General features: G+C 45.7%; 11 protein-coding genes. 8 read left to right on the forward strand and 3 right to left on the reverse strand.

The window, feature by feature from the left end; genetic code table 11:
* Nucleotides 1–49 precede the first annotated feature (49 nt).
* From EHS89_RS04785 to EHS89_RS04805, 5 genes are all read left to right on the forward strand, one after another.
* Nucleotides 50–2,371, forward strand: coding sequence for an efflux RND transporter permease subunit (locus tag EHS89_RS04785; RefSeq protein ID WP_124924992.1), 2,322 nt, complete (start codon nucleotides 50–52; stop codon nucleotides 2,369–2,371).
* The gene (locus EHS89_RS04790) at nucleotides 2,368–3,156 is read left to right on the forward strand and encodes an outer membrane lipoprotein-sorting protein (protein ID WP_124924993.1); all 789 of its coding nucleotides are present in this window, start codon (nucleotides 2,368–2,370) and stop codon (nucleotides 3,154–3,156) included. The genes EHS89_RS04785 and EHS89_RS04790 overlap by 4 nt, the downstream gene beginning before the upstream one ends.
* A gap of 1 nt (nucleotide 3,157) precedes the next feature.
* Nucleotides 3,158–4,360, forward strand: a complete 1,203-nt coding sequence (locus tag EHS89_RS04795; RefSeq protein ID WP_124924994.1) for a hypothetical protein — start codon at nucleotides 3,158–3,160, stop codon at nucleotides 4,358–4,360.
* Between the two features lie 471 nt (nucleotides 4,361–4,831).
* Nucleotides 4,832–5,293, forward strand: coding sequence for a flavodoxin family protein (locus EHS89_RS04800; protein ID WP_124924995.1), 462 nt, complete (start codon nucleotides 4,832–4,834; stop codon nucleotides 5,291–5,293).
* A gap of 104 nt (nucleotides 5,294–5,397) precedes the next feature.
* Nucleotides 5,398–5,631: a hypothetical protein gene (locus EHS89_RS04805; RefSeq protein ID WP_124924996.1), complete on the forward strand. Its 234-nt coding sequence runs from the start codon at nucleotides 5,398–5,400 to the stop codon at nucleotides 5,629–5,631.
* A gap of 110 nt (nucleotides 5,632–5,741) precedes the next feature.
* On the opposite strand, the gene EHS89_RS04810 is transcribed toward EHS89_RS04805, so the two are convergent.
* Nucleotides 5,742–5,987: a DUF6253 family protein gene (locus tag EHS89_RS04810; RefSeq protein WP_124924997.1), complete on the reverse strand. Its 246-nt coding sequence runs from the start codon at nucleotides 5,985–5,987 to the stop codon at nucleotides 5,742–5,744.
* A 274-nt stretch (nucleotides 5,988–6,261) separates the two neighbouring features.
* On the opposite strand from EHS89_RS04810, the gene EHS89_RS04815 reads away from it, so the two are divergent.
* The gene (locus tag EHS89_RS04815; protein ID WP_124924998.1) at nucleotides 6,262–6,795 is read left to right on the forward strand and encodes a DUF4136 domain-containing protein; all 534 of its coding nucleotides are present in this window, start codon (nucleotides 6,262–6,264) and stop codon (nucleotides 6,793–6,795) included.
* Nucleotides 6,796–6,889: 94 nt separating this feature from the next.
* Here EHS89_RS04815 and EHS89_RS04820 read toward each other — a convergent pair whose 3' ends face one another.
* Nucleotides 6,890–7,768, reverse strand: a complete 879-nt coding sequence (locus EHS89_RS04820; protein WP_124924999.1) for a DMT family transporter — start codon at nucleotides 7,766–7,768, stop codon at nucleotides 6,890–6,892.
* Nucleotides 7,769–7,848: 80 nt separating this feature from the next.
* Nucleotides 7,849–8,310 carry an Lrp/AsnC family transcriptional regulator gene (locus tag EHS89_RS04825; protein ID WP_124925000.1) on the reverse strand — a complete coding sequence of 154 codons (462 nt, stop codon included), beginning with the start codon at nucleotides 8,308–8,310 and terminating at the stop codon, nucleotides 7,849–7,851.
* Between the two features lie 288 nt (nucleotides 8,311–8,598).
* Between EHS89_RS04825 and EHS89_RS04830 the strand changes: the two genes are divergently transcribed.
* Together EHS89_RS04830 and EHS89_RS21560 are read left to right on the forward strand one after the other, a co-directional pair.
* Nucleotides 8,599–13,392 carry an NAD-glutamate dehydrogenase gene (locus tag EHS89_RS04830; RefSeq protein ID WP_124925001.1) on the forward strand — a complete coding sequence of 1,598 codons (4,794 nt, stop codon included), beginning with the start codon at nucleotides 8,599–8,601 and terminating at the stop codon, nucleotides 13,390–13,392.
* Between the two features lie 402 nt (nucleotides 13,393–13,794).
* Nucleotides 13,795–13,953 (forward strand): sodium:solute symporter family transporter, encoded by a 159-nt coding sequence (locus EHS89_RS21560; RefSeq protein ID WP_211340296.1) that lies wholly within the window; start codon nucleotides 13,795–13,797, stop codon nucleotides 13,951–13,953.
* Nucleotides 13,954–13,962 lie beyond the last annotated feature (9 nt).

A 13,962-nucleotide genomic window follows, 5' to 3' on the forward strand; every position in this document is an offset into this window, starting at 1 on the left:
GTTTTTTTTAATAACAATAATGACGTTTCGTCATTTTAAAGGCTTTCATATGAAGGAAAAACTATTTGCTTCAGTGCTGCGACATCCAATACTGGTTGTGCTGTTCACCATAGTGCTGGTGGTTCTGGCTGCTGCCGGTGCTAAAAACCTGGTTTTTAAAAGTGACTATCGGGTCTTTTTCAGTGATGAAAACCCCCAGTTGATCGCCTATGAGTCGATGCAGAACATCTATAACAAAAGCGACAACGTCTCTTTTATTGTGGTGCCTGCCGATGGCAATGTTTTCACACCTGAAACGCTGGATATTGTCGGTCGGATGACGACTGATGCCTGGCAGGTGCCTTACTCTACCCGGGTTGATTCGATTACAAACTTCCAATATACCTGGGCGGAAGAGGATGACATGATCGTGGAAGATCTGGTGATGGAAGGTGTCGAGCTGGATCAGCCTGCACTGGACCGGATCAGACAAATTTCGATCAGTGAGCCTCAGTTACTGAATAAGATTGTCTCTGAGCAGGGCCATGTGACGATTGTAAACGTAACGGTTCAGTTACCGGGTATCGATCCGGTTGCGGAAGTGCCTGAAGTTGTCGCAAAAGTGAGGGAGATTCAGCAGCAGTTTATGGCTGAAAATCCGGGGCTTGAGATTAAGCTATCCGGTATCGTTATGATGAATAACAGCTTTGCTGAATCCTCGTTGGAGGATAATGCTACTCTGGTGCCGGCTATGTTCGGGGTGGTGATTATTACCATGCTGTTTTTGCTGCGCACCTTTAGCGGTACGCTCTCTACTGTGGTGATCATTGCTGCCAGTATCGCCTCTGCAATGGGACTTGCTGGTTGGGGCGGATTATATCTGACCGGGCCTTCAGCGGGTGCGCCTACGATGATTCTGACACTGGCGGTTGCGGACTGTGTTCATATTCTGAGCACAATGTTCTATGAGATGCGTCAGGGAGAGGAAAAGAAAAAAGCACTGCTTGATAGTCTGCGGATCAATTTTCAGCCGATTATGTTGACCAGCGTGACAACGGCGATTGGCTTCCTCAGTATGAACTTCTCTGACTCTCCTCCGTTCCGTGATCTGGGTAATATCGTAGCGGCAGGCGTAATGTTGGCTTTTGTGTTCTCAGTCACACTGTTCCCAGCATTGCTGATGATTTTGCCGGTGCGGGTAAAAGTACGCACCGAGGAAGACCGGGACTGGACCCGTTCATTGGCGGGGTTTGTTACCGACAAGCGTAAACTGCTATTGCCGGGTATGAGCGTTATTATGATTGCGCTGATCGCCTTCCTGCCACAGAACCGTCTCAATGATGATTTTGTTAAATACTTTGATACTTCAGTACCTTTCCGTCAGGCAACCGATTTTATGCAGGATAACCTGTCGGGCATGACTCAGCTGGAGATTTCTATTAACAGTGGCGAGTCAAGCGGCATTAATGATCCAAACTATCTGATGAAGCTGGGAGCTTTCTCTGATTGGTTACGTGAACAGCCGGAAACCGATCATGTGAATACACTCAGTGATACGCTGATGCGTCTGAACAAAAACATGCATGCTGATGATGAAACATATTACAGGCTGCCGGAAGATCGGGAACTCTCTGCGCAGTACTTGCTGCTGTATGAGATGTCTCTGCCTTATGGTCTGGATCTGAATAATCAGTTGAACGTCGATAAGTCTTCAGTACGCTTAATCGGTACCTTCAGAAACATGACAAGTAATGAGCTGGTTAAGTTAGAGGAACGCATTAATAACTGGTTTAAAACCAATGCCAGTGAATACAATGCTCAGGTCACCGGGCCTAACCTGATGTTTGCCCATATCAGTCAGCGTAATATTCAAAGTATGCTGACCGGTATCGCTCTGGCCCTGGTACTGATTTCGCTATTACTTGGCATTGCATTACGCTCAGTGCGTTTCGGACTGATCTCTTTGATACCGAACCTGGCGCCGGCGATGATGGGCTTTGGTATGTGGTACCTGATTGATGGTCAGGTAGGCCTGGGTTTATCCGTTGTAGCAGGCATGACCCTGGGTATTGTGGTTGATGATACTGTGCACTTCCTGAGTAAGTATTTACATGCTCGTCGCCACAGAAATGCTGATGCTGAAGCGGCCGTACGTTATGCCTTTGGTAGTGTTGGGCGAGCATTATGGGTAACCACTTTTGTCCTTGTCTGTGGCTTTATGGTGTTGGCGCAGTCCAGCTTTAAATTGAATGCTGATATGGGCTTCCTGACAGCAGTTACTATCCTGATTGCCCTTATTGTCGATTTCCTGTTCTTACCGCCACTGCTGATGAAGCTGGATGGTAACAAGGAAAAGATTACAGTTGAGAATTCTGTCGGAGTTGAAAAATGAATATGATTAAACCTATAAACCTGCTGCTGACAGCTGTTTTGCTTAGTAGCCCTGTAATGGCGCAGACGCCTGAAGAGCGCGGACTAGAGATAGCAAAGGAAGCTAAACAGCGGGATTTAGGCTGGGGAGATATGCAGGCTGATATGCTGATGGTGCTGCGTAATAAACAGGGTGAAGAGAGTGTTCGGGAGATTAGGCTTAAATCACTAGAGCAGGAAAATGACGGTGATAAAAGTCTGTCTGTGTTTGATAAGCCAAGAGATGTTAAAGGCACTGCGTTTCTGAGTTTCTCTCATCCGGTGGGTGCTGATGATCAATGGCTCTATCTGCCAGCCCTGAAACGGGTAAAGCGAATCGCGTCTCGTAATAAGTCAGGCCCGTTTATGGGATCAGAATTCGCGTTTGAAGACCTGTCGTCTTTTGAAATTGAAAAGTACAGCTATAAGTTTATTCAGGATGAGGCGTGCGAAGCAGGACAGTGTTTCGTGGTTGACCAGTATCCGGTGGATAAAAATTCAGGTTATACCCGTCGGGTTGTCTGGATGGATCATGAGGAATACCGGATCTGGAAAGTTGAGTTCTACGACCGGAAAAACAGTCTTCTCAAAACCCTGACATTTAGTGGTTATCAGCAATACCTGGATAAATACTGGCGTGCGGACCTGCAGCAGATGACCAACCATCAGAACGGTAAAAGTACCGATCTGAAGTGGGGCAACTATCAGTTCAGAGTAGGGCTGAGTGATAAAGATTTTAATAAAAACTCCCTGAAACGGGCGCGCTAAAATGGATATGAGAGTACTTTCTATCAGTCTGGCGGCGCTATTGATGATACCTGTCAGCCAGGCTGAAGAGGTCTATTTTGAATTCAGCGGTAAGGCTTCCGGAGAACTCAGAGGGTATCTGGAAGAGGGACAGTTTCAGGATCAGGATTATCACATAGCGTCATCTGTGGCGATTGAGCCTGAGTTGTTCTGGGAGCTTAATAATGGCAGTGACACTGTTACCTTTACCCCGTTTTATCGTTTAGATCAGCATGATGAGGAACGTACCCACGGAGATATCCGCGAGCTTAGCTGGATTCACGTAGGTGATGACTGGGAACTGCGAACAGGTCTGCGTAAAGTATTCTGGGGTGTGACAGAGTTTAACCATCTGGTTGATGTGATCAATCAGACCGACGCTGTTGAAGATAGCGATGGAGAAGACAAACTGGGTCAGCCGATGGTTAATCTGTCACTGGTACGTGACTGGGGTATTGTAGATCTGTTTGTGCTACCGGGCTTTCGTGAGCGTTCCTTTGCCGGTAGTGAAGGGCGTTTACGTACCGGTTTGATAGTTGATACGGATCAGGCCCGCTATCAGTCAGATGATGAAGAGCAGCATATAGATACGGCTATCCGCTGGAGTCAGAGCTTTGATCTTTACGATGTAGGTTTGTACTGGTTTAGCGGTACTAACCGGGATCCTCGTTTTGAAACGGGTTTAAAAAACGGTAATCCGGTACTGATTCCAGTCTATGAACAGATCGATCAAATCGGTTTCGATGGTCAGGCGACTATTGATAGCTGGCTGTGGAAGCTGGAACTGTTATGGCGGGATACCCCTACAGAACAGTACAGTGCGATGCAGGCCGGGGTCGAGTATACCTTTTATGGTATTCGGGACAGTGCGGCTGATGTTGGCTTATTGGTTGAGTATGGCTGGGACGAGCGGGGTGAAGATGCCTCATCTGTGAGTCAGAATGATCTGTTTATCGGTAGTCGAATTACACTTAACGATGCGGCTAGTACTGAGTTTCTGGCGGGTGTTGGCTACGATCTGGATTATCAGAGTAAAAGCCTGTTTATGGAAGCGAGTAGCCGCTTTGGCGATAACTGGAAGCTGAGCCTGGATGCCCGGATTTTTGATGCTGAGGATGCTAATGATCCGATGGTAAATATCGAACAGGATGATCTGGTTCAGCTGACGGCTGAGTACTTTTATTGAATAGTGCTTTTTATAAGTGCTGATTATAAAACCGCCTGATGGCGGTTTTTTATTGTCTGGATATTAAGTGATATTTCCAATATTGATTAATAAATTAAAGTAACGCAGCGTAATGGTAAGTGTTCAGAGCAGAGTATCATCAGTCCGGGTATTCCTCTTGAAAATGCAAGGTTGGTAAAGCACCAGTATCAGTCATTGTTTACTCAAAGTACGATTTAATCTGGTCTACTATTAATAGCTAATCGTTAAAATTAATATTTTATGTATCAAAATTAAATAACAAGACATCACTCATAATTGACTGATAGGACCATGTATTGAAGTTTTTGTTAACTATTGAGCAGATGCTGGTTAAGTTGATTGTACCCATCAGGTAATGAAATCTTTGTGAATCAGCAATGGGCTTATTACAGCCTTGATGTATAGTGAGAATAGAACTAAAAGAAGGATCTGACTTAAGGAATTAGTGGGATGAAACAATTACTCATTGTCGCTCATGCACCTTCAGAGAATACCCGGGCAATGGCCGAAGCAGTATTAAAAGGTGCCAGCCATCAGGATATTGATAATGTAAGCTGCCGTCTGATCGCTCCGCTCGACGCTGAGCCAGCTGATGTCTTGGCTTGTGATGCCATTATCCTGGGTACAACCGAAAATCTGGGCTATATGAGTGGTGCCCTTAAGGATTTCTTTGATCGCTGTTACTACCCCTGTTTAGAAGTGAAGCAGGGTTTACCCTGTGCGCTATATGTCCGAGCGGGGCAGGATGGTACCGGTACATGCCGGGCGGTTGAGACTATTTGTACCGGGTTACGTTGGAACTGGGTTCAGCCACCTTTGGTGTGTCGTGGTGACTGGCAAGAAGGTTTCCTAGAAAAGTGCTCTGAGTTGGGAATGAATGTGTCTGCCGGACTAGATGTAGGTATTTATTGATAAGCGACAAGAAAACGGGGATAAATATTAGACGAAAGTATTGTGCGGTGCACAATGCGACATTATACTAACGTCTAAATTTTGACCAGTTAGGAACGTCCACGATGAAGAAAATGGTGTTTACCGGAGTTGAATGTGATGATCGCCGTATCGCGGGCGAGCTGCAGGCAATGGGTTATTCTGAATATCAGGCTGAGCACAAAGGTAAGTTGTCAAAGATGCTTGAAGCGGTAGGTAACTTTATCACCTGGATGCGCTGGAAAGGCGAGGTGGGTGTTTACGGTTGTCGTGTCGCTGCAGACCATGCACGTTACATGGAAGCAAAAGTAAACGCTTAGTCATTACCCGCTCTATTATAAAAAGCCGCTTACCAGAGCGGTTTTTTTGTATCTGATTATTCTGACTTTATGTTGCTTAGTACTTCATATTAGCCATACCAAAAAATAGCTTACTGTTTGGGTGGTACATATTCGATAAAGTCTTCGTCACAATCGCAGAGAACTCGTTTTCCCTGGCGTAAAACCAGACCTAATACTTCTTTGCTATTCTCATCGTGCTGGTCTTCGAAGTTACACAATGCCCAACATATCAGCGGTTGTTCTGAATGAGCACCGTTTGCTGAATGAAAACGGGCTTGCCAGCCTGTCGCCGGAATAATTGAATCAATCTCATACTTTTGATTTTCACCTAGCATAGTCACCTGCCCTTGGATATCTACATTAATAATCTGCAATAGTGACCTTTAGAACCTTAACTTTAGCCACCGTAAATAGAGGCTTTATATCGCCCAGGGTGTGTCGATGTTCTTTACTACTGCAATATCCTCCCCTTAGTTTGGTACAGCTGCGCAATAAGTGCTAAACGATTCGATAGAGTAATTCGAAGAAGTTAAGATTTTTGCTGTCTACATTAATAATTAATGAGGGGGATTACGAACCGAAAGGTTAATTCTAAGAGAGGTAAAAGCTATGAAGTTTCTAGCTTTAATGGTTCTTAATCTGATACTCCTGGCTGGCTGTAATGCGAACCCGGTCAAGGTTGATTATGAGCCCTCTTTTGATTTCACTGCGATCAAAAGTTATGCCTGGGCAGCCGATTATGATGCTGCTTATCAGACATCGCAAGATGGTCTGATGGATAAAAGGGTGCAAGAGGCCCTGGCTGATGAGCTGAGTTTAAGGGGGGTTATATATGACAAAGATAAGCCGGATATGCTGATTGGATATCAGATCAGAGATAAAGATAAACTGGATTATTATCGTTATCCTAGACTTAGAAGTTACGGTCACAGGCAGCATAGATCTTTGTTTTTCTATGATGAAGAACTGGTTGTCTTCAGTTATGTGCAACGGGTTTTTATGCTTGATGTACTGGACAGTCAAAATCAACTGATCTGGCGGGGGAGCTATGAAACGCGTCGTAAAGAGTTTTCAGTGCCGGAGGACAGGATATTTTATATTCGTGACTTAGTCGCCCGAATTCTGCTCAATTTCCCTCGATAGCTGAATTTCTATTACTGTTGTGGAAGTCAGCTCCGGGCGCTGATTAATTATGTGGGTTTGAATAATTTTGCGCATCTCATTGAGAGGTGGAATGTTACTTAGCTGACAGTCTGATCTGTTGAAACAGCACACCACTGATAATCAGAATTAATCCAATGACAGTCGAAAACATAATAGGTTCGCCGACCAGTACTGATAGTAGTATCAGTGATAAAGGTGGAGACAGATACACCAGATTACTTAGTTGAGCTGTGTTATCTGTCATTCGCATCGCCTGCATCCATAACAGAAAAGCGAAGCCCATCTCAAAGGTGCCTATATATATTCCCCCTGCGACTGCCTCCCAGGGCATAGGGGAAAAGCCTCCTTGCCATAACATCAGAGCTGAAAGCATCGGTAGGCTCAGACCAAAACAGAGCAGAAGCGAGACCACCGCATCCATCGGTTTGCGGGTGTTAAGAATCCAGTAACTGGCAAAAAAAACTGAGCTTCCTGCACCTAACACCACACCTAAAGGGTTTTGAAAATCCAGTGATAACAAGTTGCCTTCGGTAGCGATTACCAGTACACCAGTGTAAGCCAGGATGATACTGAGAAGGTTTTTCAGGGTGAATCGCTGGCCGAGAAAAGGCACAGCCAGAATGCTCAGAACCACCGCCCAAGTGTAGTTTAGTGCCTGAGCCTGCTGAGCCGGTAGCAGGTCGTAAGCGGCGAACAGGATGAGGTAGTACAAGGTAGGGTTGAGCAGAGCCAATAGCAGAAAATAGCCTGGAAACTGACGCAGATATTGTTGGGCCATTGTCAGTTTGTTCTGCTTAATGGTCGCTATCAACAGAATTACCACACTGGTAGCGACTGCAATCCACAGCATCTGTAACGGGCTGATAAGAGACAGAGTGAGCTTAAATGCACTGGCTACGGTAGACCACATCAAGACAACGCACAGGGCCAGCCAAATCGCTTTTTGATTCAAAAGATATATTTCACTCTGATATTTGGGTTGAAATAAGTAAGGATAAAATTCACAGCAGCGTTGAATTTATAGCAGCAAATTTATAACAGCTTAGACTCAATATCTTTTACATCTTCCATCACCACAAAGGTGCTGGTCTGAGCGACATAGGGTAGTGAGGAAATTTTTTCGCCCAGTACTTCACGGTAGGACTCCATACCGGTGGTGCGAATTTTTAACAGATAGTCAAAGTTAGATGCAATCATATGACACTGTTCGATCTCTGGAATTTCACGAACGGCTTCATTAAACGCCTGTAAAGCGCGGGTTTTGGTATCACTCAGTGTGACCTGAACAAAGGCGACATGCTTGGTGCCGAGTTTCTTCTGATCAACCAGCGCGATGTAACCTAGAATGTAGCCTTGTTCCTCCAGTCGCTTCATGCGGATCTGGCAAGGGGTCTTCGACAGGCCTACCCGGGATGCCAGTTCAGTCACTGTGATGCGGGCGTTTTTTTGCAGTTCACGCAGTATTGCTATGTCGAGTTTATCCAAATTATCCATAGAGAATCACAAATCTGGTTGTTCGTATGTTTTATTATAGTGAAAGGAAAGGATACGGCTATAAAACGAAAAAATACAGTGAAAAAGACTTCTGGTAATTTCCTATACTGACGTTTGAAATAATAAATCCATCAGATTTACGCCTATTCTAAGGTGATCCCGAAAGCAGGATCTCTTCTTGTGCGAATCTGGTGGGGTAAAAAGCCCGGGCAATAGGCCGATAAGGGAATAATAACAAGCCGGTAACTAGTAGCCGGACATAGCGAGTGCTATCTGGAGTCTCAAACCATGCATGATTTAGTGGGTCTGACCAAATCACAGATTCTTGAACTGCTGACCGAAAAGCTCTGTGCTCAGGTCACAAAAAGCCTGATCCCTTCGATGAAGCTGTTCGCTGAGCAGTTTTTCAGTGTATCGGCACCGGAAGAACTACAAAGCCGATCACAGGAATACCTTTACTCGACGGCGCTGTCTTATTGGCAACTGATGCAGACTTATCAGGCGCCTGCACCTGAGGTTCGGGTCTTTAACCCTGACTATGAACAGCATGGCTGGCATTCAAACCATACTGTCATTCAGATACACAATGTTGATATGCCGTTCCTGGTTGATTCGGTCCGGATGGAACTGAATCGTCGTGAACTTGCGATTCATGGCATTAATAACTGTGTTTTTGCATGTGAACGTACTAAAACTAACAAGCTTAAAGCGGTAAAAGCGGCAAAAAGCCGGGATGAAAATTCACAGATTGAATCATTGGTGTATCTTGAAATTGAACGCCACTCTGATCCTGAAGCGCTGGAAGCGTTGCGTCAGTCGCTGATTCAGGTGCTGAGTAATGTAAAAGCCGTGGTTGAAGACTTTGTGCCTATTAAGCAGAAAGTGTTGGATCTGAAAGAAGAGCTGCGTAACCGTGATGCGAACAGTGCTGAAATAAAAGAAACCCGCAAACTGATGGACTGGCTGCTGGACGATAACTTTATCTTTCAGGGCTATGAAGAGGTCAGCATCAGTCAAAGCAAAGGCAAGGTAACTGCCGCTGCGTTGAATGAGACTCAGCTGGGTACTCAGCGAAATACTGAAGTTACGGCAGACTTAAGTCAGTTAGAGCAGCAATTTGCACTGGCTGATCGATTGGTCATGTTCAGTAAAGATGTGGTGCGCTCTAAGGTGCATCGTCCTGCTTACCGTGACCTGATTATCGTGAAACGTTTCGATGATAAAGGTCAGGTGAATGGCGAGTGTCGTTTTTACGGTCTTTATACCTCGTCGGTGTTCCTGACCAATCCACTGCGCATTCCGGTGGTACGTCAGAAACTGATCTCAATTCTGTCCGTTTGTGGTTTTGAGCCGGGTGGCCATAGTCATAAAGCACTGGTACAGATACTGACAGATATGCCACGTGAAGAGCTTATTCTGGCGGATACAGCAGATCTTAAAGAGACCAGCTTCGGTATCTTTAACATGCAGGAACGGCGTAAAGCCTGCTTATTTGTACGTCAGGATGCCAGTAAGCGCTTTTATTCCTGCCTGTATTATATTCCCCGGGATCTGTATACCACCAAGCTACGAAATACCGTGCTGGAAATGTTATACAGTGGTCTGAATGGGCATGATTTTGACGCCAATTCACAGATCTCTGAATCCGTGTTGTCACGTACCCATTTTGTTATCTATGGTGACCCTGATCAGCAACAGAAAGTAGATCTGGCTACTATTGAAGCCCGTATTCTGGAGATATCCCGTTCCTGGGATGATGATCTGAATGTTAGTCTGATAGAAGCTTACGGTGAGGAGAAGGGGAGTCGTTTCGTAAACCGTTTCCGTAGCTCATTTACATCGGCTTATAAAGAGAACTTCTCTACCGGAAATGCCGTGTACGATCTGCAGCATATCTCTAATCTGCAGTCTGATTCTGACATAGCGATGAGTTTTTACCGCTCATTTGAAGAGTCGTCCGGTATTCTGAAGTTCAAATTGTTCAGTATGAACCACCCTCTGATTCTCTCAGAAGTTATTCCATTGCTGGAAAACCTGGGGTTGCGGGTTCTGGGTGAACATCCCTATGTTGTTACTGATCGCGAAGGCAAGCAGTTCTGGATCAGTGACTTCAGGGTAAGTTATGGGCATCAGTCTGCCATCGATCTGGATCAGGTAAAAACTATTCTTCAGGAAGCCTTTGCCCGGGTTTGGGAAGGGCAAGCGGATAGCGATGAATTTAACCGTCTGGTTATAGGTGCCAGCCTTAATTGGCGTGAAGTGGCCATGTTACGGGCCTATGGCCGTTACATTAAGCAGCTGCGATTCGGTTTCTCACAGCCATTCCTGGCGGATGTGCTGGTGCGTAATGTGGCTATCACTCAAAAGCTGGTGGCACTGTTCCGTTGTCGTTTTAAGCCGGGTAAGCAGGATGCTAACTTAGAACAGCAGATTGAGAACACTATTATTGAGGCACTGGAAGCGGTTAATAGTCTTGATGACGATAAGATTCTGCGTCGCTTCCTGATTGTTATTAAATCGACCCTGAGAACTAACTTCTATCAGCAGAATGAGGGTGTTGATAAGCCGTACTTCTCATTCAAGATTGATTCGCAATCCATACCGGATATTCCAGAACCTAAACCTAAATTTGAAGTGTTCATCTATTCACCACGGGTGGAAGGCGTACACCTTCGTGCAGGAAAAGTTGCCCGGGGTGGTCTGCGCTGGTCCGACCGAATGGAGGATTACCGTACCGAAGTGCTTGGTTTGGTGAAAGCGCAGCAGGTAAAGAATTCAGTTATCGTACCTATGGGCGCGAAAGGATGCTTTATCTGTAAGCGTTTGCCTGAAAAGGGCGGTCGTGAAGCGTTTCAGGCGGAAGGTGTTGAATGCTACAAGACCTATATTCGGGGCCTACTGGATATCACCGATAACCTGGTTGGTGGTGAAGTTGTACATCCTGAGAATGTTGTGCGACACGATGAGGATGATCCTTATCTGGTGGTCGCAGCAGACAAAGGTACCGCTACCTTCTCTGATATTGCCAACTCAATCTCTGAAGAATACGGTTTCTGGCTTGGCGATGCGTTTGCATCCGGTGGTAGTCAGGGTTATGACCATAAGGGCATGGGTATTACCGCACGCGGTGCCTGGGAGTCGGTTAAACGTCATTTCCGTGAGCGGGGTGTGAATACGCAGCAGGAAGAGTTTACCGTTATCGGTGTCGGCGATATGGCCGGTGATGTATTTGGTAATGGCATGCTGTTGTCAGAAACCATCAGTATGGTGGCTGCCTTTAACCATATGCATATCTTTATCGATCCGAATCCACAGGTAGCACCATCATTTGTTGAGCGTAAGCGGATGTTTGAACTGCCTCGCTCAAGCTGGACAGATTATAACAGTGAGCTAATTAGTGAAGGTGGCGGTATTTTTGAACGCTCCGCTAAATGGATCGATATTACGCCGCAGATGAAGCAGCGTTTTGATATTACTGAAGACCGGCTTGCGCCAAACGATCTGATCAATGCGTTGCTTAAAGCGCCGGTTGATATGCTCTGGAACGGTGGTATCGGTACTTATGTTAAGGCGACTCAGGAAACCCATGCCGAAGTGGGTGATAAGGCCAATGATAATCTGCGGGTAAATGGCCACGAGCTACGCTGTAAAGTACTGGGTGAGGGTGGCAACCTTGGTTTTACCCAGTTAGGTCGTATCGAGTTTGCCCTTAACGGTGGCTCATCAAATACCGACTTTATTGATAACGCCGGTGGCGTGGATTGTTCGGACCATGAAGTAAATATCAAAATATTGCTGAATGAGCTGGTCAGTCAGGGTGATATGACCATGAAGCAGCGTAATCAGTTGCTGCGGGATATGACCGATGATGTTGCTGAGCTGGTGCTGAAGAATAACTACCGTCAGGCACAGGCGCTGAACATGGCTGAAGCCTATGCTGAAGAGTCTATTGACGATTATATTCGTCTGATTAACAGCCTGAAGCGTGAAGGTAAACTGAATCCGGCGCTGGAATTCCTGCCAACCGAGAAAGAACTGACTAACCGTCGAGAGCAGGGGCTTGGCTTTACTCGCCCTGAGCTTTCGGTGTTAATTTGTTATGCGCGTATCGAGCTCAAGCAGGCACTGATAAATTCCTGGTTGACTGAAGATGCTGGTTTCTCAAAAGAGCTGGAAACCGCATTTCCGGCCCGTTTGTTAGAGAAATTCCCTGAAGCGTTGCATAACCATCGTCTGCGCCGTGAAATCATCGCAACACAGATCGCTAACGATCTGGTTAACCGTATGGGCATCACCTTTGTTCATAACCTTCATAATGCAACCGGTGTTAGCTATGCGCAGATTGCTGCGGCATATCTGGTTTCCCGGGAAATTTATGATGTAGAAAATCTGTGGCAGCAGATTGAAGCCCTGGATCATCAGGTGCCAGCGGAAACTCAGGTGGCGATGATGAAGGATATGATGCAACTGATGACCCGGAGTACACAGTGGTTATTAAGACAGCATCGTGACGGTTTGAATATGCAGTATTGTCTGGATACTTATAAGCCGTCAATTGATCAGATGGTGGGGAGTGTTGATCGAATTCGTGCGGTGATCCCGGCGAGTCGACTGGAAGAGAAGTTCCAGGGCTATGCCAGTACGGGTATTCCGGAGCCACTCGCAGCATTTTGTGCTGCCACTGAGAATGTCTACTGGTTACTGGATGTGATTGATGTTGCCAATACCATGGATGAAGATGTTGAGCTGGTGGCAAAGACCTACTTTGGTTTGGGTACCAATCTGAATCTGATCTGGATCGACCATGAGATACGTCAGTTTAATGCTGCAAATCACTGGCAGGCCCTGGCGAAAAACAGCTATCGAATTGAGTTGGATATTCAACATCGGGCACTCACCCTAAGTGTTTTACAGTCGGGTGAAAGGGGTAGCAGTGTTGAACATCGTATGGAGCACTGGCAGCAGAAAAATACTGAATTGCTGGAGCGTTGGCATACAACTCTCAGGGATATTCAGAATACTAAGCTGATCGATTGTGCGATCTTCTCGGTAGCCTTGAGTGTACTTCTTGAATTAAGCTGATTCTGATCAGTCATTGCAAAGCGATCCGGGTTTAATATCCGGGTCGATTTTTTTATCTGATATTTGTTAAATACCTGCCAAAGCAATTTTTACGTAATAAAGTGCTTAAGTTTATGGCATTAAAGAGACGTAAGCTCCTGAAGGTGAAGTTAAACAGGCAAAAGGACTTTTTGTTTTTCTTTAAAATATGAGGTTATGTGGCTGGCTCAGGCCATTTTTTTCAGCATGCTGCAGGCAGAGTATAGGCCTGCCTGCAGCCTGACTGGAACCTCTTTGACTGTTTTTATACAGCGTTGCTCAATAGGAAAGTCTGAAGAGAAGTTGGTTCAGGTAAGTTGTATTCTGGTTATCGTACATATAGCAGCCTTCTTGTCTCTGGATAAGGTTTTTTAAATTCTGAGCTTGGTATCCAGAGCTCGGGCGGGTTTCGGTGCCGCTTTAGGTAAGACTCTGATTTTGTCACTATACTGGAAGCGTATGAATAAGGCCGGTGGAATGGCGGGTATTTTGGCTGTTGTTATGACTATTGTAGTGACTGTTGTTGTAACTGTTGTGATATGAAAGCAACTG

It is taken from the genome of Amphritea balenae (assembly GCF_003858655.1).
In the GTDB taxonomy this organism is placed as follows: Bacteria; Pseudomonadota; Gammaproteobacteria; order Pseudomonadales; family Balneatricaceae; genus Amphritea; species Amphritea balenae.

Coding starts and splice junctions, on each gene's coding strand:
- EHS89_RS04795 (WP_124924994.1), top strand. CDS start 3,158: ATGGATATGAGAGTACTTTCTATCAGTCTGGCGGCGCTATTGATGATA.
- EHS89_RS04810 (WP_124924997.1), bottom strand. CDS start 5,987: ATGCTAGGTGAAAATCAAAAGTATGAGATTGATTCAATTATTCCGGCG.
- EHS89_RS04815 (WP_124924998.1), top strand. CDS start 6,262: ATGAAGTTTCTAGCTTTAATGGTTCTTAATCTGATACTCCTGGCTGGC.
- EHS89_RS04785 (WP_124924992.1), top strand. CDS start 50: ATGAAGGAAAAACTATTTGCTTCAGTGCTGCGACATCCAATACTGGTT.
- EHS89_RS04825 (WP_124925000.1), bottom strand. CDS start 8,310: ATGGATAATTTGGATAAACTCGACATAGCAATACTGCGTGAACTGCAA.
- EHS89_RS04805 (WP_124924996.1), top strand. CDS start 5,398: ATGAAGAAAATGGTGTTTACCGGAGTTGAATGTGATGATCGCCGTATC.
- EHS89_RS04790 (WP_124924993.1), top strand. CDS start 2,368: ATGAATATGATTAAACCTATAAACCTGCTGCTGACAGCTGTTTTGCTT.
- EHS89_RS04800 (WP_124924995.1), top strand. CDS start 4,832: ATGAAACAATTACTCATTGTCGCTCATGCACCTTCAGAGAATACCCGG.
- EHS89_RS04830 (WP_124925001.1), top strand. CDS start 8,599: ATGCATGATTTAGTGGGTCTGACCAAATCACAGATTCTTGAACTGCTG.